The sequence below is a fragment of the Acinetobacter halobius genome, assembly GCF_044130335.1.
Taxonomy (GTDB): Bacteria; Pseudomonadota; Gammaproteobacteria; order Pseudomonadales; family Moraxellaceae; genus Acinetobacter.
Map to the genome: position 1 here is coordinate 1 of NZ_JBIQOD010000001.1, position 21,932 is coordinate 21,932.

The 21,932-nt window shown below is 37.8% G+C and carries 22 protein-coding genes and 1 pseudogene; 11 read left to right on the plus strand and 12 right to left on the minus strand.

All coding sequences use genetic code 11. From position 1 onward, the window contains the following. The 3 genes from ACE01U_RS00005 to ACE01U_RS00015 all read left to right on the plus strand — a co-directional run. The coding region (locus tag ACE01U_RS00005) for an FAD-dependent oxidoreductase (RefSeq protein WP_395552968.1) at positions 1–559 on the plus strand (559 nt) is incomplete at its 5' end. Between the two features lie 182 nt (positions 560–741). Further along, entirely contained in the window at positions 742–1,086 is a 345-nt protein-coding gene (locus ACE01U_RS00010; protein WP_086209346.1) for a hypothetical protein, read from the plus strand. Positions 1,087–1,205: 119 nt separating this feature from the next. Continuing rightward, on the plus strand, positions 1,206–1,904 hold the full coding sequence (locus ACE01U_RS00015; protein ID WP_110975879.1) for a VIT1/CCC1 transporter family protein: 699 nt from the start codon (positions 1,206–1,208) through the stop codon (positions 1,902–1,904). A 93-nt stretch (positions 1,905–1,997) separates the two neighbouring features. On the opposite strand, the gene ACE01U_RS00020 is transcribed toward ACE01U_RS00015, so the two are convergent. From ACE01U_RS00020 to ACE01U_RS00030, 3 genes are all read right to left on the minus strand, one after another. Next, entirely contained in the window at positions 1,998–2,519 is a 522-nt protein-coding gene (locus ACE01U_RS00020) for a hypothetical protein (protein ID WP_395552969.1), read from the minus strand. A gap of 63 nt (positions 2,520–2,582) precedes the next feature. Continuing rightward, the gene (locus ACE01U_RS00025; RefSeq protein WP_395552970.1) at positions 2,583–3,359 is read right to left on the minus strand and encodes a TIGR03915 family putative DNA repair protein; all 777 of its coding nucleotides are present in this window, start codon (positions 3,357–3,359) and stop codon (positions 2,583–2,585) included. A 1-nt stretch (position 3,360) separates the two neighbouring features. Next, positions 3,361–4,620 (minus strand): putative DNA modification/repair radical SAM protein, encoded by a 1,260-nt coding sequence (locus tag ACE01U_RS00030; protein WP_395552971.1) that lies wholly within the window; start codon positions 4,618–4,620, stop codon positions 3,361–3,363. Positions 4,621–4,825: 205 nt separating this feature from the next. Here ACE01U_RS00030 and ACE01U_RS00035 point away from each other — a divergent pair, with 205 nt between their 5' ends. After that, positions 4,826–5,878, plus strand: a complete 1,053-nt coding sequence (locus ACE01U_RS00035) for an NAD(P)H-dependent flavin oxidoreductase (RefSeq protein WP_395552972.1) — start codon at positions 4,826–4,828, stop codon at positions 5,876–5,878. 42 nt (positions 5,879–5,920) lie between these two features. On the opposite strand, the gene dusB is transcribed toward ACE01U_RS00035, so the two are convergent. Next, on the minus strand, positions 5,921–6,946 hold the full coding sequence (dusB, locus tag ACE01U_RS00040; RefSeq protein WP_395552973.1) for a tRNA dihydrouridine synthase DusB: 1,026 nt from the start codon (positions 6,944–6,946) through the stop codon (positions 5,921–5,923). Between the two features lie 194 nt (positions 6,947–7,140). Between dusB and ACE01U_RS00045 the strand changes: the two are divergent. Continuing rightward, a pseudogene (locus ACE01U_RS00045) lies at positions 7,141–7,312 on the plus strand (IS982 family transposase); the annotation flags it as partial. Between the two features lie 206 nt (positions 7,313–7,518). Here ACE01U_RS00045 and ACE01U_RS00050 read toward each other — a convergent pair. From ACE01U_RS00050 to ACE01U_RS00070, 5 genes are read right to left on the minus strand one after another with little or no spacing between them, the layout of a single operon-like run. After that, positions 7,519–9,516: an autotransporter outer membrane beta-barrel domain-containing protein gene (locus tag ACE01U_RS00050; RefSeq protein ID WP_395552974.1), complete on the minus strand. Its 1,998-nt coding sequence runs from the start codon at positions 9,514–9,516 to the stop codon at positions 7,519–7,521. 35 nt (positions 9,517–9,551) lie between these two features. Continuing rightward, complete coding sequence (locus ACE01U_RS00055; protein WP_395552975.1) at positions 9,552–10,208, minus strand: hypothetical protein; 657 nt, start codon at positions 10,206–10,208, stop codon at positions 9,552–9,554. Next, a complete protein-coding gene (locus tag ACE01U_RS00060; RefSeq protein ID WP_395552976.1) occupies positions 10,208–10,618 on the minus strand; it encodes a PulJ/GspJ family protein in 411 nt (136 codons plus the stop codon). Before ACE01U_RS00060 ends, ACE01U_RS00055 begins: the two co-directional genes overlap by 1 nt. Next, entirely contained in the window at positions 10,605–11,093 is a 489-nt protein-coding gene (locus ACE01U_RS00065) for a pilus assembly FimT family protein (protein WP_395552977.1), read from the minus strand. The genes ACE01U_RS00060 and ACE01U_RS00065 overlap by 14 nt, the downstream gene beginning before the upstream one ends. After that, positions 11,087–11,536 (minus strand): type IV pilin protein, encoded by a 450-nt coding sequence (locus tag ACE01U_RS00070; RefSeq protein WP_395552978.1) that lies wholly within the window; start codon positions 11,534–11,536, stop codon positions 11,087–11,089. The genes ACE01U_RS00065 and ACE01U_RS00070 overlap by 7 nt, the downstream gene beginning before the upstream one ends. Before the next feature lie 1,077 nt (positions 11,537–12,613). On the opposite strand from ACE01U_RS00070, the gene ACE01U_RS00075 reads away from it, so the two are divergent. Continuing rightward, on the plus strand, positions 12,614–13,894 hold the full coding sequence (locus tag ACE01U_RS00075; protein ID WP_395552979.1) for a sensor domain-containing diguanylate cyclase: 1,281 nt from the start codon (positions 12,614–12,616) through the stop codon (positions 13,892–13,894). 172 nt (positions 13,895–14,066) lie between these two features. Here ACE01U_RS00075 and ACE01U_RS00080 read toward each other — a convergent pair whose 3' ends face one another. After that, positions 14,067–14,927 carry a DMT family transporter gene (locus tag ACE01U_RS00080; protein WP_395552980.1) on the minus strand — a complete coding sequence of 287 codons (861 nt, stop codon included), beginning with the start codon at positions 14,925–14,927 and terminating at the stop codon, positions 14,067–14,069. Positions 14,928–15,053: 126 nt separating this feature from the next. Here ACE01U_RS00080 and ACE01U_RS00085 point away from each other — a divergent pair, with 126 nt between their 5' ends. The 4 genes from ACE01U_RS00085 (at position 15,054) to ACE01U_RS00100 (ending at position 18,855) form a co-directional block, all read left to right on the plus strand. Then, on the plus strand, positions 15,054–16,448 hold the full coding sequence (locus ACE01U_RS00085; protein ID WP_395552981.1) for an aminotransferase-like domain-containing protein: 1,395 nt from the start codon (positions 15,054–15,056) through the stop codon (positions 16,446–16,448). Between the two features lie 217 nt (positions 16,449–16,665). Then, positions 16,666–17,871, plus strand: coding sequence for a DUF1615 family protein (locus ACE01U_RS00090; RefSeq protein WP_086209355.1), 1,206 nt, complete (start codon positions 16,666–16,668; stop codon positions 17,869–17,871). Beyond that, positions 17,838–18,494, plus strand: coding sequence for an HAD-IB family hydrolase (locus tag ACE01U_RS00095; RefSeq protein WP_119063822.1), 657 nt, complete (start codon positions 17,838–17,840; stop codon positions 18,492–18,494). The genes ACE01U_RS00090 and ACE01U_RS00095 overlap by 34 nt, the downstream gene beginning before the upstream one ends. 160 nt (positions 18,495–18,654) lie before the next feature. Continuing rightward, on the plus strand, positions 18,655–18,855 hold the full coding sequence (locus ACE01U_RS00100; RefSeq protein WP_086209357.1) for a hypothetical protein: 201 nt from the start codon (positions 18,655–18,657) through the stop codon (positions 18,853–18,855). Between the two features lie 37 nt (positions 18,856–18,892). On the opposite strand, the gene ACE01U_RS00105 is transcribed toward ACE01U_RS00100, so the two are convergent. Together ACE01U_RS00105 and ACE01U_RS00110 are read right to left on the minus strand one after the other, a co-directional pair. Next, a complete protein-coding gene (locus ACE01U_RS00105) occupies positions 18,893–19,987 on the minus strand; it encodes a fatty acid desaturase family protein (protein ID WP_086209358.1) in 1,095 nt (364 codons plus the stop codon). Between the two features lie 14 nt (positions 19,988–20,001). Continuing rightward, positions 20,002–21,069 carry a ferredoxin reductase gene (locus ACE01U_RS00110; protein ID WP_279683379.1) on the minus strand — a complete coding sequence of 356 codons (1,068 nt, stop codon included), beginning with the start codon at positions 21,067–21,069 and terminating at the stop codon, positions 20,002–20,004. A 140-nt stretch (positions 21,070–21,209) separates the two neighbouring features. On the opposite strand from ACE01U_RS00110, the gene fabR reads away from it, so the two are divergent. Continuing rightward, complete coding sequence (gene fabR / locus ACE01U_RS00115; RefSeq protein WP_291373882.1) at positions 21,210–21,905, plus strand: HTH-type transcriptional repressor FabR; 696 nt, start codon at positions 21,210–21,212, stop codon at positions 21,903–21,905. The last annotated feature ends 27 nt before the right edge of the window (positions 21,906–21,932 follow it).

A 21,932-nucleotide genomic window follows, 5' to 3' on the forward strand; every position in this document is an offset into this window, starting at 1 on the left:
ATACCGTACCCGTGGTGTTGCTTACTGTCCACACTGTGATGGCCCACTGTTTAAAGGCAAACGTGTTGCCGTAATTGGCGGGGGGAACTCAGGTGTCGAAGCGGCAATTGATCTTGCTGGGATTGTAGAACATGTAACTTTGGTTGAGTTTGATACCAAACTACGTGCTGACCAAGTGTTGCAAGACAAATTGCATAGCTTGCCTAACACCACAGTCATCCTGAACGCCCTATCAACCGAAGTTGTGGGTGATGGTTCACAAGTGACGGCATTAAAATATAAAGACCGTGCAACCGATGTAGAACATACGGTTGAGCTTGCAGGAATCTTTGTACAAATTGGTTTATTGCCAAACACCGATTTCCTCAAAGAAACAGCGGTTGAGCTTTCAAATCGTAATGAAATTGTGATTAACGATCGCAATGAAACCAATGTCAAAGGTGTATTTGCCGCAGGTGACTGTACGACTGTGCCTTACAAGCAAATCATTATTGCCACAGGTGAAGGCGCGAAAGCATCTCTGTCTGCTTTTGACTATATTATTCGTTCTGGGCTGTAACCCTCTCCCTCTCTACCCCCCCTAAAGGCTTATAGGCAACTCAGCTTATAAGCCTTTTTATCACGCTGTTTTTTATAAAAAATTACATATTTTTAACAATAATGTAGTCTGCTTTTCACACAAATTAGATTATATTTTGCCCACCCCCTACTTTTGGGTATAAAACGAAAAGGATAGGAAAAATGAATAAATTACTTATTGCTTTAGGTCTTGCTGCGACTGTTGCTCTTGTTGGTTGTTCAAAAGAAAAAGCGCCTGAAACGGGTGCAACAACTGGCGAACACATTGAAAATGCTGCTGAACAAGCAGGTCATGATCTAAATAATGCTGCAAGTACAGCAGTATCTGATACTCAAAAAGCTGCTGATGAAGCATCTGCAAAAATTGGCGCTGCTGCTGATGAAGCTGCTGCAAAAACAGAAGCTGCTGCTCAAGATGTGAAAAATGCCTCTAAAGAAGCCACCGCTCATGTTGCTGGTGCAGTTGAACAAGGTGCTGCTGATGTGAAAGAGAAAGCACAACAATAATATCTAATGCCATAAAAAGGCCTCCTACTGGGAGGCTTTTTTATGGTCTGTGCTATAGTAGATGCAGAGCGTATTATCAAATAAATCATAATTTTAAAATTTGAGGATGATCTATCACCATGTCTTACTCCCACCATGTTGAACCACATCTCATTCATCGTACAGGTTGGTTACGTGCTGCCGTTTTGGGTGCTAACGATGGCATCATTTCAGTGACCAGTTTAATTATGGGTATGGCTGCGAGTGGTGCATCTAGTCAAACCTTGCTCATTACTTGCATTGCTGGACTCATTTCAGGTGCAAGCTCGATGGCTGCTGGGGAGTATATTTCAGTTAAGTCTCAATCCGATATTGAAGAAGCGGATTTAAAACTTGAAGCTCGAGAACTCGATAAAAACCCACACTTAGAACTAAAAGAACTGACTCAAATTTACATACAACGCGGACTCAATCCCGAACTTGCTCATGAAGTTGCTGTGCAACTCAGTGCACATGATGCACTTTCAGCACATGCACGTGATGAAATAGGCATCCATGAAAATACCAGCGCAAAACCACTACAAGCAGCAGGCTCTTCTGCCCTCGCTTTTTCACTCGGTGCATTGCTTCCAATGCTGGCTATTCTTTTAAGCCCAGAGGGGCATTTAGCACAGTCTGTTGCCATTACAGGAGTACTGTCTTTATTAAGTTTGGGTGCTTTATCGAGCTACTTTTCTGGCACTGCAATCTGGACAGGTGCAATTCGTGTCACCCTTTGGGGCATTTTTGCAATGCTCTTTGCAAGTTGGATTGGTTCACTTTTTAATGTGCATGTCTAAACCCATACTACATTTATCAATCCGTTAAACATTCATAAAAAAATTCTTAAAAAGCCCACAACATTTTGGGCTTTTTACATTCATTCATCAGTATCAATTCAATGCTGCTTTTAAGTTACAACCATAATTCATCGTCTGCTGTACCTGACGATATGTACTATAACGATTGATAATAAAATCATAAAACTGTTCAGGTGAGCTAAAATTTTGTTTTAAGTTTTCTTGTTCAGTATGTGGAATATCCACATCACTGATAAGCTCTAAATTATAATGCCCTAAACGATACATTTCAGCAAAATAACCGTTCATCACATCACAATAAGCAATTTTGCTGGGTTTAAGCGCGCTACGGCTAACCAAATGTTGATTCAATGTTTGAAGATTATTTACATCCAAAGGCAGTTGCTGAGCAAAAGCAACACTTTCTTTTTTCTTTAATTGTTGAAAATCTCGCACTAATTTTTCATTAAGCTGACTAAAGCGCTGTTGCAAATTTGCAGCATCTTTAACGTGATAATGACTCGGATTAACTTTCACGCTAGCTTGATCTGCCTCTGAACATGCAACAAGACTTAGACTTGAAACAATCGCAGCGGTGGAAATGTACTTTATCATGCGATAGACACCTAAAAATAATCATGCTGCGGCATTATGCCCTAAAGCCTTGTTTATGGGCAGTTATATTATTTTCTCATTCAAGTACCGCCAATAGCGCTTAGGTACAAATTGAACATGCAGCTTGAGGTTTTTTCTCGCTTCGATATTGATACTTTTAAAATAATCTTTCCATAATTGATCATACAGTCGTTCATCATCATCCAATTGAATACTAAACGACTGACTATGCCCTACGTTATGAGCAAGGTCGAGTTGCTCAACCTCCATCTTCACTTGATGCACCGTTGTTAAATCATAATAAATACCGAAATGTCGTTTTTCATCATAAATCAGCCATCTTTGATCTTGATAACGATTTTTAAAATGCCGTTCAATTAAGGGAAGAACATTAAAATCAGGTTGGATGAGACTCAAAAATAATCCATCACGGCATTTTTTAAACCGCACAAAAGCCTCCATACGATGCTTCTCTCGACCCACCTGTTTGGCCCACTGCGAAACAGCCAACACATCCGCATGTGCATAGTTTTGGTCAACTACTTTTGTATTTTTAAATATATAAATACAAAAGTTAAAAAGATGCTGATGTGCCTGCTGTTGCTCTGACAGAAAACAATAATAAAAATACTGTAAACTGATGGGGCTGACTCTTTGTCTCAAGCCCTGCCACACTCGCTGTGCATGCTCCTCATTTGAAGCAACATCAATATATTCATCAAACAGACCCGCTTGTGTATTATCAGTAATAAGTCTCACATCAAAGTCTTTGAACTGAAAACTTCGATACACACAACTCAGTAGCCCAGTCATGGTTTGATCAAAGCAGTACATTGTCATGTTAAAAACCAAAACCTAGTTGAGGAGAAAGCCGTTTTTGGTATTTGGATAGACCTGACTGTAAAATCTGTTGACGAATCTGACTGGTCGAGAGCTCTTTTTTAAATTTTGCGGTATCAATACAGCGGATAAAATGCTGTGCCCGATTGTAAGCAATGCCCATACGCTTTAGTTGATCGATATGAATCTGCCCAAAACGCCGAGCTTGCACAATTTTTTTAGCCGATTGAACACCTATACCCGGAACGCGTAAAATCATACGATAGTCTGCATATTGAATATCGACAGGGAAATGCTCAGGGTTACGCAGTGCCCAGCTTAATTTTGGATCAACTTCTAAATCCAAATTTGGATACTCATCGCTCACTATTTCCTGCGCATCAAAACCATAAAAACGCATAAGCCAATCCGACTGGTACAGCCGATTTTCTCTTAATAATGGTGGCGTAGAACCCACGACAGGAAGCATTTTCTCCTGTTCATTGATTGGGATATAACCTGAAAAATATACTCGTTTGAGCTGATACACTTTGTAATGGTGATCTGCCATTAAAATAATATCTTTGTCTGTTTCTTGATGTGCACCTACCACCATCTGTGTAGTTTGACCTGCAGGTACAAACTTCGGTACGTGCCGAATCAAACGTCGTTCATCACTCAACTGAATTAAGCGATCGCGTACAATAGCTAAATCCTTTTGTACTTCAGCATGTGACTTCTCGGGTGCAAACTGCTTTAGACCAACTTCCGTTGGCATTTCCAAGTTAATACTCATGCGGTCTACATATAAACCAGCCTCGGTAATAATCTCTTGGGAAGCGCCTGGTATCGTTTTTAAATGAATATAACCATTAAAGTTTTCTTCAAGGCGTAACTTTTTCACCACTTGTAGCATTCGCTCCATGGTGAAATCAGCTGATTTGAAAATACCTGAACTGAGAAATAACCCTTCAATATAATTGCGGCGGTAAAAGTTGATGGTTAAATCCACTACTTCTTGTACGGTAAAAGCGGCCCGTTTGACATCGTTAGAGCGTCTAGAAACACAATACGAACAATCAAAAATACATACATTTGAAAATAGAATTTTAAGTAATGAAACACAACGTCCGTCTTCCGTATAACTATGACAGATGCCATTTCCTGTATTACCCAACCCTTTCGCTTTGTTTTTACGATTGCTTCCACTAGAGGAGCAGGACACATCATATTTAGCTGCATCAGCTAAAATTTGTAACTTTTCACGAATACGATCGCTCATGACTCACTTCGGTAAAATCAAAAACAAAAGTATAAAAAATTTCGGTCCTAAAACATGTAGAAGGACTGCTTTCAACGACACTGTTTGTCGCTATACAATAAAATGTGATACTCAAGGTTTCTGTATTTTTCGATAAAATAATGAATATTATTTGCCAATTCTGCTGTGCTTGGGCAAAGTGTTGATATGAAAAAGGAGCAAGCACATGTCTTTATTATTAGAACGCCTTGGAATTAAGCATCCTATCTTTCTCGCACCTATGGCAGGTGTCTCTACTCCAGAACTTGCAGCAGAGGTTTCAAATCAAGGTGGACTCGGCTCACTAGGCTTAGGTGCCAACACCATAGAAACAGCTCATGCACAAATTTTAAAAACTCAAGAACTGACTGAGCAACCGTTTCAGGTCAACTTTTTCTGCCATCAAAGTGTTGAACTTGAACCCATAGCATCACAGGCATGGATTGATTTTCTAAGACCTCATTTTGAACAATACCATGCAGAACCCCCTACACAGTTGCACTGTATTTATCCAAGCTTTTTAGACAACGATGACTACTTAAATGTCGTACTCGAAACTCGCCCTAAAGCAGTAAGTTTTCATTTTGGAATCCCACACCCTCATCAAATACAAGCCCTAAAGGATGCGGGTATTTTAACCATGGTCTCTGCAACAAACTTAGCGGAAGCACGGGCAATTGAAGCTGCAGGTATAGATATTATCATTGCGCAAGGCACTGAAGCTGGTGGTCACCGCGGAATATTTAATGAACTTTTTGATAGCGCAATTCGGACTGTCGATCTGGTTCAGCTTTTGGTAGAGCACTGTCAATGTCCAATTATTGCCGCTGGCGGCATCATGAATGGTGCGCAATCTCAACAAATGTTAAACCTAGGGGCGAGTGCAGTCCAATTGGGTACAGCATTTGTACAGTGTAAAAGTTCAAATGCAAATGATGCCTATCGTCATGCGTTATTTCATGAGCAAATTACGCAAATTAGCGCCAGCATCTCAGGTCGTCCCGCACGAGGACTTCTAGGTCACTGGCATACGCAAGTCGACTTACCAAACCGCCCTGCAGTCGCTGCTTATCCATATGCTTATGATCTTGGAAAACAATTACATGCTGCTGCCAGTCAACAAGGTGATCACGGCTTTGGTGCTTTTTGGGCTGGAAGCAATGTTTCTCAGATTCGTGAACTTGAAGCTCGTGATTTAATCAATCAACTCTTAGTCGAAATGCAACAAGCCAATTATTAAGTCATTCTATCTTTTAGCTAAGCTCCAATAATGGAGCTTTTTTTATTTGGTTTCCAATAGATTAACTTGTTCCACCTGCACATCACTCATTGTTTCACCATGTGCAAGCAACTGATCAAAGTAGTCTGCAACCACTTTAAATTGCTCAGTTGTGCTTTCAACTTTATACATGTTTTGGCGGAACTCATTACTTGAGCGTAAGCCTTTGGTGTACCAAGCAATATGTTTACGTGCAATTCGACAGCCAGAGTATTCACCATAAAAACTATACAATTCAGAAAGATGCCCCTGCAACACCTCTTTAACTTCCTGAATATTAGGTGCAGCCAAATGCTCCCCTGTGTCCAAATAATGTGCTATTTCACGGAAGATCCATGGACGCCCTTGCGCTGCACGACCAATCATAATCGCATCTGCGCCAGTATAATCAAGTACATATTTAGCCTTTTCAGGACTATCAATATCTCCGTTGGCAATGACTGGGATTGACAATATTTGTTTGACTTCTTTAATCAGACTATAACGTGCGGTATTCAAATACATATCTTCCCGAGTACGACCATGCAGTGCTAATGCTGCAATACCCGCCTCTTCTGCGCGCTTCGCCACCCGTAAAATATTTTCATGGCCATTTAAAAAACCTAAACGCGTTTTGAGCGTCACAGGAACATCAACCGCAGCAACAACTTCATCTAAAATACGAGCCACCAAGTCTTCATCTTTTAAAAGTGCAGAGCCTGCCAATTTATTACAGACCTTTTTTGCAGGGCAACCCATATTAATATCTACTATTTGCGCACCATTTGAAACTTGATAGCGCGCGGCTTCAGCAAGCTCTTTGGGATCTGATCCTGCAATTTGTGCAGAAATCGGTGCTAGTTCACCATCAAAATTTGCACGGTATAAACTCTTCTTACTCATGCGAAGTGTCTGATCTGCAGTCATCATTTCGCTGACCGCATGCCCTGCACCAAAATATTTGCATAATGTGCGGAATGGACGATCAGTAACACCTGCCATCGGTGCAACAATCAAATTATTTGAAAGTTGGTATGGGCCAATATACATATAGATTCATCATATTTTCGACCGAAACAGTATACTGCATCTATTCTTTCGGCTCATCTTTTATGATGTGATGTCTATTTATAAGTATAGAATCTTTATATAAGCTTTAACTACATGACCAGTTTGTAAAAGTCTGCAAATACAATATTATAAGTCTTAGTCAACTATTGTCGCCCATGGAAGAAGCTCTATAGGAGCACAATAAAATAGAAACTTTATTCAGTTTGCTGAAAGGGGCGTACAATCTAGTGACGACTAGACGAGAAGCATTGCAGGCTATTTGACGAGATTCATACTTCTTTATGTGCTTATCAAATATGTCATCAAAATAAGCCGATGATTCGTATTATGGAAATATCGACTTAAATAGGTTGCGGGTTCTTTAATATTCTATGAAGTCTAACAATTAATAAATACATGATGTGAATTTTCGAAAATACCAAAATTCACCTTTAAATTGCATTTCCATCTAAACGATAAATTCATTTAGAAGTTTAAAACTCCTAGATAAATTTACCTAAAATATAAATAATTAAAGTTAAAAATATTCATCATAATTATATAAATAACTCTCAAATATACCTTGCCCATTTAACAGACACTGTTTCGGTTTCATCACTACTTTCTGAATCATTATTACCTGTATTCGGAACAGTAATTGTATTCTGATCACTCGTTGTTCCATTAAAATCAATAGTTGTACTACCACCTAAAGTAGAACCAGTATTTTTTCCTAATGCTGCGGCGAGAATTGAACCTTTTACAATAGTTTGCCCACCAGTAATAAGCCTATTACCTGCAATAACATTTCCCTCAATTGTTGCTTGAGATGTTAAAGTTATATCTCCGCCTATATATGTTGCAGAACATTGTGCTGTGGAACTGGTATCCGTACAAGAGCCTGCAATTAAGGCGATGTTAGCAATACTAGCCAAACTCAATGTATCTTTTGATGCACACAAATTTGTAGGCATTGGAAAATACGATGATCCACACACAACAGAAGCACCCGCATAGTTTGGTGCTTTCATAGATATGCTACCACCATAATTAATATTACCTGTTGAAATAATTGTGTTTGCATAGTTCCCCATTTCTAAGTTTACAGATGTGCCCTTAAAAAATATTACACCACTAGCAATCGAACTTTCTGAATTTTGCGTATCTCTTAATGTCCAAATACCATTAGAATAACTTATGATCTCGTTCACCCAGCCATATTTTTTGGCAAAGTTTGCCACAATACTGCTTGTACAAAAGTTATCCGAATCTACCTCTTTACATAAATACCCCCATGACTGAGAATAATTTATTTTTGTTTTGCCTAAATGATAACTACCTTCGGCTACGCCATTTACATTTCTAACATAAACTAAAATTTGATTCTGACTATTTACACTAAATACATAATTTGCCTGTTCCTCATAAGCAGACGCATTGATAAGGGGTTTCTCATCCATGGTCACCGTAACGAGTGCTCCTGTTGGAAAAGCAACTTTTGTGCCCGTAGCTACTTGTGTTAATTTATCAGCCGCATTCGTAGGGCATGACATAAAGTTTACGGCAGCGATATTTGTAAAATTATTCCAGTAAGGACTTACACAGGTAAAAACACCACCACTTTTTGCAGTATTAAGCTGATTCCAAACATTATATTTAATATCGGAATTTGCTAATGAATTCAAAATAGTTCCATTGTTAACGGTTATTTTATTTCCCGCTGTCGCCTTAGTAATGGTTGGGTTTGTGTCAACAGTGATGGAACCCTTGGTATCAATACTATTAAAATTACCACTACTTTTGATATTTACATCACCATCAGCATAAATATCTTTTACAGCAACACCGCCTGTTGTCGTAACACTCCCTTTTGCGGAAACCAGTGATGCTGTCCCGCTAGCATTTAAATTTACATTCCCATTTGAATAAATATTTTCCAGACCTGTAATCCCCCCTCCACCAATGTTCACATCTCCGAGTACTTTGAGCTCTTTAATTCCAGTTAAACCTGAACTAGTCGAAAAATTGCCAGAAACATTAACAATAGCCCGATCTCCAACATTAGAAAATGTAATGCCACCATTAGCATTAAGATCACCATAGAAGTTCATCGCACTTGGTAACTTTGTTGTATTTCCAGAACTTTGATGGTCCGAACCTGAACCCTCTGAAAACAAAATTTCATAAACGACTTGTATAGTTGATGATGATTCGGATTTATCGCTAATATTCTGAATGTTCGCAGTGACTTGATATATTTCGGGTGTTGTTCCCTGCGCTTTTACTTTGACATTATTTACATTTAATGTACGACCTTCTGGAATATTTAAGGTAAATGTTTGGGGAGATTTTTCCAAGTTTGAAAAATCATCCTGACTCAACGTTTTTAGATATTTGCGGAATATTTCGACGCCAGACCACGCACCAGATTGGGCATTAGTCAATGCATGACTCGATACTAATGTACGTTGCGAGATATTTATATAATATGCTGTCCCTAAAGCTGATACCGCAACAGCTAATCCTACAAGTAAAACGATTAAAACTGTTGCAAAGCCATGCTGTGACATTGGGCGCTGTTTATTCCTGATTATCATTTCTTTTCCTAAGACACAATATTGACAATACAAACAGGTACTTTTACTTGGCCTAATCCTGCAATTTTTTGTGTGCTAGTTTGTGCTGAAATCATTATAAGTGGGTGAGAAACACTATCACTTGAACCACCAACACCAAATGGCGTGCAAGTTGATACCGTTTGTTCAAAGCTAATTTGATTCGGGTTCGACTGATCTGAAGAGTAATCATCAAGTTCAGCCAAATTTGTCTGAATCTTCCATTTAAATGAACCTAAATTCGCTGTTTCATTACAGTCAGCTCCAGCATCATCTAAAAGTCCTTTTAACAATACAAACCTACGCTTTTTATTGTTAGAATTCTCTACATCTGCTAAACCTTGGCAGGAAATTTTTGTTCCCAATTTTAACCGCCAAAGAACAACCTTTACACTTTTTGACTCCATCTGAAGAGTCGTTGACAGTAAGTTTGATGCCCCATCAAGACCAAATCCTGCATTTTGTAAAAGCATTTGGGCTGTCGTTAAACCACTTTGCAACTGAGTATCATGCGTCGATGCTTTGCGAGACTCAACACCTGCTTTTACGATAGTCCTGTAAGCACTTAATACAGCCAAAATACATAAGATACCTATGAGCAATCCAACCAAAAGGCTAATTAAAGTAACACCTGATTGATTATTCACTACAAAGACTCCCCTACAGTGACCTTGCCACCAAGTAAAGTACTTTCAATTTCAAATTTAACTGGTTGCCGCTCAGAAACCGTTCCATTAAGACTTACATTGGTACTATTTACAGTAACATTCATTGCCTCACATATTACTGTGACTTCTAACGCATTCTTTTCATTGGGCAAATTAATGGTTGGATGAGCACTACCACTGCACCAATCTTCCTTTTCACTAACAGATGCATTTTGAAGTTTTGTACGTAGCTCATTAATTACAATATATTGAAGATTATTTTGTTGCTGGCTGACCAGCATTCGCCCCGTACTATATACTGCTCCCAAAATAACGATACTAGATAATGCTACTGCAATGAGTGCTTCTAACAAACCAACGCCTTTTTGCACTTTTTTAACTAAGATCATATGCTTCACTAAGGGATCCACTACTTACCACCAAAGATAAATTTGTCTTACAATTTTCCGTGACTTCAGTAATGACTTGCCCTAGATTATTAAAGGCGAAGCATTTGAAATCAGTCGAACTAACATTCTTAATTTCTATTGCTTGGTTTAATGCATAAGCAAAAACTATAGGGCTAGTACAACTTGCAGATTCTGTTGAAGTTGCTTTATGGACTGATAATTTCTTAGCACTTAAATCAAAACAAATTTGGCTAGCAGCCAAATCAGCTGTTTGAGCATATTCATTTCTGATCGCTGTTGCTCTTGCTAACCCCATAGCACTTTTCAATGACATTGTTGCCTTATCTAATTCAGCTTGTTTAGACCACAATCCAGTTAAGGACGCTGCTCCCATAACCAGAATCGCTAAAATAGTAATAGCAATCATTAACTCAATCAGGCTAACTCCTGACTGCCTAGATCGCTGAATTACCATGTGCTTGTACCATTACAACTCGTAGTAGCTGTTCTTTCATTCGTATTTTTGATTTTTAAAGTACAACCAACTAAGTTACTCGAATCTTTAGCTGTAGCTATTAATTCATATCCTTTACCGCTATCCACTTTTTTGCTAGAAAACTCAAAAATATCTGTTTTACTGGCTGACCACTGAGGAAAAGCTGAAGTAGCAATCAATGCATTCGTATTTGCATAATCCTGATCAGGATAAGATAAATTACGTTGATAATAATTTTCAAAAACCAAACTTAATGAAACAAGATCTGTCTGAGCAGCTCTAATATTTGTTTTCTTAATATAGCTTTGGTAGGAAGGAAGTGCTATTGCAGCCAAAATAGCGACTATAACAACAGTTATCATTAACTCTATTAGGGTAAAACCAGAGATTTTAGGCAGATTAGCACTAAATTTAGGATGCATACGAAGTAGACATATGATTTATAACAAAGAATTTAAATTATCACATTAACCAATCATTTTTTCAACAAATTAAACAATAAAATATTTTATTAAGTTAAGCTTAATAAAATATTAATAATAAAGTGCATTTTGTCTAACTGGATATTAATTGTAATAATAGTCTATGTTCTTTTAAATATAACACTTTCTGTTTAATATATTTACTTATTTCCTACAGAAAAATCATTAAGAAAATAAACCCAATATAAAGTTATATTTAATTATCTAGCCGTAATAAAATTAAATTTTAAACAAAAAAGTAACAATTACATTTGATATTATTATAATTTTCACTAAAACATAAAAAACCAGTGACTATAAGGTGTCTATCGACGTCCAAGAGCAACATTAATTATAAAAAACTTTATAAAATACCAACTAAAAAAGTCAGGATTTAAAATTAAACCTAGACTATAAAACAAACTCCTTATTCTGATTCATTGATACCTATATATTCAAAAAAGTGTATAAATCCTATTTTAATACAAAAAATTATGACTAAATGATAGTTAATATTTTCATCAGAATTAGCGCGTATCAAATGCTATTTTTAAAAATAAATCCACCTGAAAATCACTTAGATTACCAATGAAGATTTGAACTCTCTATACTTATAAAAATCATATTTTCACAACAATCAAAGAACAAAAAACATGTTCCAAAACCCTATTGGTATTACCATTGTAACTAATAAAGAATATGCATAAATCATTACATTCACATCTCTCTCACAAAAAAAAGAATATCTCCCCATTACCAGAACCGAAGGCCTAAATAGTTAGAAAATCAATATCAAAAACAATTAACTAATAAATTATAATAAAATCAATAAATTAAACAAAAAATTAATTAAAAACTGTAAATGAAATGCTTCTCAGCTTTTAAGACTTATACAAGAACATCTAAATCAGCCTAAAAAATACTCACCCATAGAAGAAAAATCATGCAAATCATCTACACCAATTGAATCCAAATTCATGATTGTGTTATTAATATCTTCTACTTTTATTATAAAGAAATATAGAGGCTAACTCTAATATGTCTCAAGATTTTGAATATAAAAAACCCAGCCTAACTGAGCTAAATAGTTTAATGACTATGGCAATCCAACAATCATTTAATGCAATTGTCATAACAGATGCCTCTTTTGAAAAAGAAGGTCCAAATATTATTTTCTGCAACCCTGCTTTTTGTAAAATGACAGGCTACAGTGAAAATGAACTAATTGGCCAATCACCTCGTATTTTACAAGGTCATGATACAGACCCTGCTGTAATTCATGAGCTGAAACGTTGCTTAATCGAGGGGAAATTTTTTCATAACAATACAATTAATTATCGTAAAGACAAAACTGCATACCATGTAGAATGGAATATTTCTCCTATAAAAAATGAGTTTGGAAAAATCACTCATTTTGTATCTGTTCAACGGGATATTAGTGAAAAGAATGAAAATCTGAAGTATCAAACAATGCTGATTGCGGCAATAAATACAACTCCAGATACAATAGTAATCACAGATGATCAAGCTAAAATCCAATTTATTAATCATGCAACAGAAACACTTTCAGGATACACCTTTGCTGACCTAAAAGATGAACCTATAACAAAACTATACCCTAGTAATCAACAACTTATAGAAATAAGCAAAATAAAAAAGCAGAAAGTTGAGAATACATGTGATGCCGAAGATAAAAATGATCATTCTGAAAAGCACTTTTTAGATCTGATTTCCTCTCCTCTAAAAGATCATAATGGAAAAATCACCCACTATGTCAGTATCGGTAGAAACATTAATCATCATATTCAGCTTAAGAGCCAACTGGAAGAATGGGCCAATTATGATAGTCTGACCAATATTTTCAACCGTCGATATGGTGAACGTTTATTAGATACTCTTCAAAAAGATATGTGTGCTGAAGATAATTCTTGTTGTGTACTACTGGCTGATATTGATTATTTTAAAACGATCAATGACTCATACGGACATGCCCTCGGTGATACAGTATTACAACAAGTAATCAATGAACTCTCCAAAAATTTGCGTAGCAGAGACACCCTCATTCGTTGGGGTGGAGATGAAATCTTGATAGTACTATCAGATATAAAACTGGTTTTAGCGTTAAAAATGGCAGAACGCTTACGGACAGTTATTGCTTCTTGCACATTTCCAGTTGTCCAAAAAGTTACGATGTCTTTTGGAGTTGTTGCTTGGAAAAGGAAAGAATTGAAAAAGAGTGTTTTGCATAGAGCTGATGAACAATTATATATATCGAAAAGAAATGGGCGTAATTGCATATCACCAAAATTTCCACCCTAGTCTCAAATTAAATATACAAGCAAATGCATCTGAATTTTCGTAGTCCTACCCCTCTAAATCCTGAAGCTCAATACATGTCCAAAGCTTTAAAGGAGTTTTATGATCCACGCTTAAATTCAAAAAAAAACCCTCACCATGTTGAAAGTCGACTGCTGAGGATAAAAATTTTCCTTTAGGCATATTTTTTTGCCCCAACAACACAAAGTACAGCAGCCAAAGTTACAACTAACATCATCCAACTTACTGTTTCGTGTAACAACCATCCTGCCAATGCAAGCCCAATAAAAGGCTGAAATAATTGCAGTTGCCCCACAGCTGCAATTCCACCCTGTGCCAATCCACGATACCAAAAGACAAAACCCAACAACATGCTAAAAAATGAAACATATCCCAATGCAATCCATGCAGATGTACTAATAGCATGAAAAGATGCTGGCATCGTAAATAGTGTTAAAAATAACATCGGCGGCAAAGATAAAACCAAAGACCAACTTATTACTTGCCAACCGCCTAAATTTCGAGATAATTTCGCACCTTCTGCATAACCCAATCCACACAGAATAATTGCTATAAGCATGAGAACATCCCCCTTCCAAGAAACTCCCATATCCCCAGTAGCCGCATAACCTGCGACAAAAGATGCTCCAGCAAGTGCAAATAACCAAAAATATGGTTTGGGACGCTCCCCACCACGTATAACAGCAAATATTGCGGTACAAATAGGTAAAAGACCTAAAAAAACAATTGAATGTGCAGATGTAACAGACTGTAGTGCAAAAGCTGTTAACAATGGAAAACCTATCACTACACCTATTGCAGTGACCACAAGTGAAGGAATCTCCTTTTTCTGTGGATGTGGCTGACGGAATAATAGGAGTAAGGCTAACCCAAATACTCCTGCAATTGTGGCACGGGCACTCGTCAAAAAAATCGGTGTAAAGTCTGCAATCGCTACGCGTGTTGCAGGTAGAGATCCAGCAAAAATTACAACACCAATCAATCCATTGATCCAACCATTTTTCAGTACTTTCATTTAACAGGTCTCAAATATTCAACCACTCAAATTGAACATGAATCCCTCTTTTTAAACCAGAAACAATTCAGTACAATTATTAGAAACTGTTATGTATATAAATCCAATACAGCTTAGAGTGAAGTCATGCGAAGCCATACCCGTATTAATGCAGTCATGCAAGAAATTAAGCTAAAAATTACTTCTCGTACTTATTTACCAGGTCATCGGCTCCCTTCTGTCCGGCTCCAAGCTCGAACAATGCATGTGTCAATTTCTACCGTTGTTGAGGCTTATGAACGTTTAATTGCGGAAGGCATAATTATTTCCAAAGCTGGTTCTGGCTTTTATGTCTCAGGACCAATCGCTCCCCTTTCGTTGACTCAAATTGAACCTCAGCTTGATCGGGAGGTCGATCCTTTATGGGTCTCTAGACAAGCTCTTGAAACAGGCGTTAATGTTTTAAAACCAGGATGTGGGTGGCTCCCGCCAGACTGGTTATATGGAACAGGGGTGAGACGTGCACTTCGGACTATGGCAAAAGCAGATTCACTAGCGTTAGTCGAATACGCAACACCACTGGGGCACCCAGAATTAAGACAATTTATTTCTCGTCGCTTAAGTTCAGTTAAAATTGATGCATGTTCCAATCAAATCATGCTCACGGAATCAGGGACTCAAGCAATTGATTTAATATGCCGGCTGTTATTAGAAGCAGGCGATACTGTTATTGTCGATGACCCATGTTATTTTAACTTTCATGCTCTGCTAAAAGCCCATCGTATTAAAATTATCAGTGTGCCTTACACCCCCATAGGCCCTGATCTAAAAGTGTTTGAATCCATTCTAGAAGAACACTCCCCGCGACTGTATATTACAAATTCAGGTATTCATAACCCTACAGGTGCAGTGCTTTCCCCAGTAATCGCTCATCGTTTGTTAAAGCTAATTGATCAGACTAATTTAGTCATTGTTGAAGATGACATCTTCGCAGACTTCGAACAAAGTCCCGCTCCTCGTTTAGCCTCTTTTGATGGGCTAAATCGCGTCATACACATCAGTAGTTTTTCCAAAACAATTTCTGCATCTATACGTTGTGGCTACATTGCAGCCAAAGAATCTTGGATTGAAAATTTGATAGATTTAAAAATTGCCACTTCTTTTGGGGGAGGAAGGCTGGCTGCTGACATGGCGCTAATTGCATTAAAAGACAGCGGTTATCGAAAACATATGGAAAACATTCGCGCACGATTAGCGTATGAAATGCTGCAAGTAGCTACCAAACTTGAAGCATTGAAAATTCAGCCATGGATCATGCCACAATCAGGTATGTTTTTATGGTGTAAACTTCCCGATGGTTTGGATGCAGCCGTTATTGCTAGAGAATGTTTAAAAGATGGGGTGGTATTAGCCCCTGGAAATGCATTTAGCCAATCATTGAGTGCTCAAAACTTTTTAAGATTTAATGTTGCCCAATCTAGGGATGAACACATTTTTTCGACTTTAAAGAAAGTTCTTGTACAGTATTCTGTTGAGTTATAAATAAAACGAGAAAACCTAATCTCTTTATTTCCAACATATAACAAAGAACAGTCTTAATCCTTATTTTGGCTATAGACCTCACATGACAACCATACTCAATCAAATGATTTGACAGTTATCATCAACCAATATACATATAAAATTCATCACTTTTTCGACCAACATAGTATACTGCATCTGCTGTTCTAGCTTGTCTTTTATCATGTGTTCTCTATTTATGAATAAAAAGCTGTTTCTTTCTTCTGGTTTAAAAACATTAAGTGTCTTGGCCATATCTATAGGCTTAACCGCCTGTGGTGATCGCTCATGGTGGACAGATGATGAACCAAAGCTCAATGCCGAGCAAATTGCCCGTATCATTCCAGGACGTGTCAATGATCGAAGCTCATGGGCAAAAGACATCTACGAAATTTCAGAACAGTTAGGTATTCCTCAAAACAAAGAGAATATGTGTTCAATTATTGCTGTAGTCGATCAAGAGTCGAATTTTGTGGCTGACCCAGAGGTCTATGGTCTAGGCGAGAAAGCAGTAAAAGAAGTTCAAGAACGCTTGGATGAAAAATTTAAAGATAAACTGGGTGATGCCATTGGTGGCACCATTGCAGGCTATTTTCAGCAGGTACTAAAAGAACAGCCAAGCCCTGAAGATAACTATTTAAGCCAAATGCGTCGTGTCAAAACAGAACGTCAGTTGGATGAGCTTTACCGTGAAATTTTTGACTATATGTCTAATCATTATCACGTCAGTGCTTTGACTGGAGCCGCTAAACTTGTAGGGCAAGACGTTGGTGAAAAAATGAACCCCGTTACAACCCTTGGATCAATGCAAGTACACATTGGCTATGCTAAAGAACATAAACGCGAAGGTGGTAGTATGGCTGACTTGCGTACAGACCTTTATAGCCAGTATGGGGGGCTTTACTATGGTATCCATCGACTCATGATGTATCCTGCTGACTATGACAAACCCCTTTATCGCTTTGCTGACTATAACTCAGGCATGTACTCTAGCCGAAATGCTGCGTTCCAAAGCATGCTAAATGACTTAACTGAAGCAGAACTTGATTTAGATGGCGACTTGTTACTTTATGGCAAAGATGGCTCTCCTAAGTCGGCAAAAAGCCAGTCTGAACGTGAATTGATTACGGTGTTTGCTCAACATAACATTTTGGTTACACCCCGTCAGATTCGCTCAGATTTAAAGAAAGAAAAAGAGAAAAAGTTTGAAGATACTGCAACTTATCGTGCAGTAACCAAACTTTATCAAGAGGTCACAAAAAAGGAACCTTTCTATGCCATGATGCCTGAAGTCGTGATTTCTGGTCCAAAATTGAGTCGTGATTACAATACAAATTGGTTTGCAACCCGTGTCAATGGACGTTACCAATCATGCATGCAACGCTCAAAGCGCATAAAAATTTAGCTTTATTTGACTTTGATGGCACCCTGTATGGAAAAGACAGTTTTACAGGGTTCATTTTCTATGTGCATTCAAAGCGGCATATTGCTTTACAAGGGCTAAAAGTCCTCCCCTATATTCAAAGCTATTATTTAGGTTTTTATCCTGCACATCAAATGCGCCCGAAACTTTTTCAGGCCATGTTTAAACAGGCCGAAATTAAGGAAATTGATATGCATGCAAAGCTCTATGCAGAGCGCCTCATGCAAGGTCTTAATCCTGCGTTGTATAGCCAACTTAAACAACACCAAAACTTAGGCGATGATGTTGTCTTAGTCTCCGCTTCAATTGATATTTATTTAAAATATGTTTGTGAAATACTCTCGATTGATTTGATCTGCACGCAGGTAGAACAAAATCAACAGCGTTATACGGGACGCTATCTAACTCCTGATTGTAGCTGTGAGCAAAAGGCTGTCCGTATCCAAGAAAAATATGAGCTTGATCGCTACCATGCTGTTTATGCTTATGGCAACAGTGTTGAAGATATGCAAATGTTGTCCTTAGCCGATTTCACTTATTTTGCTGGAACAGATGCACAGCTTCCTGACCTCTCTAATCACCCCAATCATCGGCAAATTAGTTAATTATTAAGGACTGCTTAATATTTAAGCATATTAAAATTTCAAATATATTTATTATTAAAATTCAGCCATCTTTATTTACCAAAAAATATATTTATGATAAATTTTTACGAATAAAAATATTTTTGAAAACCATCCCACTTTATTATAAAAAGGCATCAATATGGATCAGTTTTCTCCACCAAAGTATGTCAAGGGTCTTTCTATCAAATTTGGTGAGAGCCCTTTTGTGCTATTGGCGCAGTTTGCTTTTAATGCATCTAAACAAAAATGGTTAAAACATGAAATTGAGCATGTACTCCACATCGCAAAACAAGGTGATTACGATCATTTAGTAAAAACCTTACGTCAATTTAGTAAATAGCATAAAAAAGCCACTTCATATGAAGTGGCTTTTAAACTTACTTTTTAAAAGGAAATGCGTATTTAACAATACGTTTTATCACACTGCCATATTGTTTTACCAAGCTGGCATTATTGTAATTTAAACCATATTTTTCACATACTGCTTGTACTTTTGGCGCCATTTTACGGTAGCGACGTGCAGGAACATCAGGATACAAATGGTGTTCAATTTGGTGACTTAAATGTCCAGTCAAAATATGGAACGCTTCTGATCCAGTTAAATTTGATGATCCACGAATTTGACGCATATACCAGTGACCACGACTTTCATTTTCCAGTACTTTTTTCGGGAAAACTTCGACATCCTTAGTAAAGTGCCCACAGAAAATGACACTAAAAGTCCAAATATTACGGATGCCATTTGCTACCATATTCCCCGCAAATACAGGCAATGCAGCAGGACCTGCAATCAGTGGGAAAAATACATAGTCTTTAAACAGTTGCTTACCAATCTTACGTTGCATCGGTTTCCATTCAGCTAAAGTTTGCGCTTTACTCTTACGACCTTTGAAATATTTACCCAACTCCAAATTTTGAATCGCAACTCCCCATTGGAACAATAAACAAAATGGAATGCTGTAAAGGGGTTGTAATAAAAAGCCAGGTTTCCAACGCTGTTCGGGGAATAAGCGAAGCAGTCCATAACCAATATCATCATCCATTCCTTTAATATTGGTATAGGTATGATGCTTATAATTATGGGTTTGACGCCAATTATCAGATGTGCCTACGATATCCCATTCATAGTTTGGACCATTAAATTTAGGGTCATTCATCCAGTCATATTGACCATGCATTACGTTATGACCCAACTCCATGTTTTCCATAATTTTGGAAAAACCAAGTAGCCCCGTACCTAGAACCCATGCTGGCGGAAACCACCCAGCAAATAAACAGGCGCGGCCTGCAATTGATGAGTAACGCACTGCTGCATACACACGACGAATATATTGCGCATCTTTTTCACCAATATCATCGAGCACTTCTTGTTTAATGGCATCAAGCTCACGTGCAAGCTCGTCCAACTCAAATGAAGTCAACTCACGATTCTTTGGATTTTTAAAGTATTCAACTTTTACTGGCATATTCATTGTATTTATTCCCCTTATAAATCAACAATAAGATCAGTTTGTGCTGTATTCACACAGATTTTAAGAAAATTTCCAGGCTCAGAGTTTTGCGTACCATTAACCAAACTTTGAGTTGAACCTTCTACTTTATTACATGCACATTTATTACAAATTCCCATACGGCAACCATGTTGCGGTTTGACATTTTGCTGTTCTAAACTAGCAAGAATAGATTGCCCTTTTGGAATACTTAAAATCTTCTTCGACTTGGTTAATGTGATATTGACAAAACCGACTTCATCATTTGTAAACTGGCTCATGCTAAATGCTTCGGTTTTTAGGATTTTTGCTTCACCGAAAAGTGCATCAACCGTGGCAACAAAACCAGAAGGACCACATGCATAAACCGTAGCCTGATCAATCTGAGTCAATCCAGTTAAGTGATCCGCATTTAAGCGCTGATCTGCATCTGGTTCTTGGGTGTAGAAAATACTGAACTGAAAACTTGGATATTGTGTAGCCAATTGTTCAAAATAAGTCTTGAATGCTGCATCTGCATGCTGTTTCACCCAATACATCAAATGTACAGGCTGTGTTTTAAGTTGAGTAGTATGATCCAAACGTTTAAGTAAGCTCAACATGGGTGTAATACCACTACCAGCAGCCAACAGGATCAATTCTGGATCATTTACAGTCAACTTCATGTCACCATAAGGCTGGCCAAACTCTAAAATATCGCCAATTTGAGTCTGTTCACACAGCCAATGACTCACTTTACCTTGATCCACTTTTTTCACGCTAAGCAACACATGCTGAGCATCTAGTTGAGTCAAACTGTAAGTTCGTTCGTAACGAATGCCCTGTACATCAACATAAACGGGATGATGCTGTCCCGCTTGGCCCATTTGAAAATGACGGTTAATTTGGATCGTCAAACTCACCATGTCATGTGCTGCTTCTTCTTTTTTCACCACTTTGCCTAATGCTTGGTGGATTGACCATAGTGGGTTAATTTTCTGGAGCCAAAAGTTTGCTGTATGTCTATCTACAACACTCTCAGCAAATTCAGTTAAAGGAGATTTTGTTCTTTCAAGGATATGCATAGTAAACGACCACGCCATAGATTTTGAATTATTATACACATGTATATATATTTGTATATATATTCCAATTGTTTCGTTTCGTTTCACAATGCCGACCAGTGGGGCTATAATAAAAGTCTTGATTTAATTGCTTGATAAATATGACACCGACCACCATTCAAACTCATACAACCAACACCGAGCATGAAGCTTCAAAACCCCATGCACCAGTGCTTGCACGTAGTGTCGGTCGAAAAGCAACAATCACAAAAGACGAACTGTTCCAAGCTGCTTTAAATTTAATTGGTCCTGAAAAAAGTATTGCATCTCTAAGTTTGCGTGAAGTTGCACGTGAAGCAGGCATTGCACCGAACAGTTTCTATCGTCACTTTAAGGACACAGACGAACTTGCAATTGAGTTAATTCAGCGTGCAGGTGTGGTACTACGTCAGATTTTGCATGAAGCACGCATTAAGGCGATTCGCCAAGAAAGTATTATTCGTAGTTCTGTTGAAGTATTTATTGAACAGTTAGATGCTGACGATGGCAATTTGAGTCTGTTATTACGTGAAGGTTATACAGGTTCCACTTCGTACAAAAGTGCAGTAGAGCGACAGTTAAACTATTTCCAGCAAGAACTTAAAGACGACTTAATTCGTTTAGAACGTTTAAACAACAGTAAACTCTTCCACCCTGAATTAGTCGCAATGGCAATCACCCAATTGGTATTCAATATGGGCGCCAAAGTGATTGATATGCCAAGTGTAGAGCGCAAGAAAATGGCTGAACAAACCATGATCATGATCCGCATGATTTTAGAAGGTTCACGTCATCTTGACGAAGCCATGATTCGTTGATGGCTTAACGCGAACATTCTTTACTCA

Excerpts from the sequence above, each read along its gene's own strand:
- ACE01U_RS00010 (WP_086209346.1), top strand. The coding sequence starts at position 742 with ATGAATAAATTACTTATTGCTTTAGGTCTTGCTGCGACTGTTGCTCTT.
- ACE01U_RS00015 (WP_110975879.1), top strand. The coding sequence starts at position 1,206 with ATGTCTTACTCCCACCATGTTGAACCACATCTCATTCATCGTACAGGT.
- ACE01U_RS00020 (WP_395552969.1), bottom strand. The coding sequence starts at position 2,519 with ATGATAAAGTACATTTCCACCGCTGCGATTGTTTCAAGTCTAAGTCTT.
- ACE01U_RS00025 (WP_395552970.1), bottom strand. The coding sequence starts at position 3,359 with ATGACAATGTACTGCTTTGATCAAACCATGACTGGGCTACTGAGTTGT.
- ACE01U_RS00030 (WP_395552971.1), bottom strand. The coding sequence starts at position 4,620 with ATGAGCGATCGTATTCGTGAAAAGTTACAAATTTTAGCTGATGCAGCT.
- ACE01U_RS00035 (WP_395552972.1), top strand. The coding sequence starts at position 4,826 with ATGTCTTTATTATTAGAACGCCTTGGAATTAAGCATCCTATCTTTCTC.
- dusB (WP_395552973.1), bottom strand. The coding sequence starts at position 6,946 with ATGTATATTGGCCCATACCAACTTTCAAATAATTTGATTGTTGCACCG.
- ACE01U_RS00050 (WP_395552974.1), bottom strand. The coding sequence starts at position 9,516 with ATGTCACAGCATGGCTTTGCAACAGTTTTAATCGTTTTACTTGTAGGA.
- ACE01U_RS00060 (WP_395552976.1), bottom strand. The coding sequence starts at position 10,618 with ATGATCTTAGTTAAAAAAGTGCAAAAAGGCGTTGGTTTGTTAGAAGCA.
- ACE01U_RS00065 (WP_395552977.1), bottom strand. The coding sequence starts at position 11,093 with ATGGTAATTCAGCGATCTAGGCAGTCAGGAGTTAGCCTGATTGAGTTA.
- ACE01U_RS00070 (WP_395552978.1), bottom strand. The coding sequence starts at position 11,536 with ATGCATCCTAAATTTAGTGCTAATCTGCCTAAAATCTCTGGTTTTACC.
- ACE01U_RS00075 (WP_395552979.1), top strand. The coding sequence starts at position 12,614 with ATGTCTCAAGATTTTGAATATAAAAAACCCAGCCTAACTGAGCTAAAT.
- ACE01U_RS00080 (WP_395552980.1), bottom strand. The coding sequence starts at position 14,927 with ATGAAAGTACTGAAAAATGGTTGGATCAATGGATTGATTGGTGTTGTA.
- ACE01U_RS00085 (WP_395552981.1), top strand. The coding sequence starts at position 15,054 with ATGCGAAGCCATACCCGTATTAATGCAGTCATGCAAGAAATTAAGCTA.
- ACE01U_RS00090 (WP_086209355.1), top strand. The coding sequence starts at position 16,666 with ATGAATAAAAAGCTGTTTCTTTCTTCTGGTTTAAAAACATTAAGTGTC.
- ACE01U_RS00095 (WP_119063822.1), top strand. The coding sequence starts at position 17,838 with ATGCATGCAACGCTCAAAGCGCATAAAAATTTAGCTTTATTTGACTTT.
- ACE01U_RS00100 (WP_086209357.1), top strand. The coding sequence starts at position 18,655 with ATGGATCAGTTTTCTCCACCAAAGTATGTCAAGGGTCTTTCTATCAAA.
- ACE01U_RS00105 (WP_086209358.1), bottom strand. The coding sequence starts at position 19,987 with ATGAATATGCCAGTAAAAGTTGAATACTTTAAAAATCCAAAGAATCGT.
- ACE01U_RS00110 (WP_279683379.1), bottom strand. The coding sequence starts at position 21,069 with ATGCATATCCTTGAAAGAACAAAATCTCCTTTAACTGAATTTGCTGAG.
- fabR (WP_291373882.1), top strand. The coding sequence starts at position 21,210 with ATGACACCGACCACCATTCAAACTCATACAACCAACACCGAGCATGAA.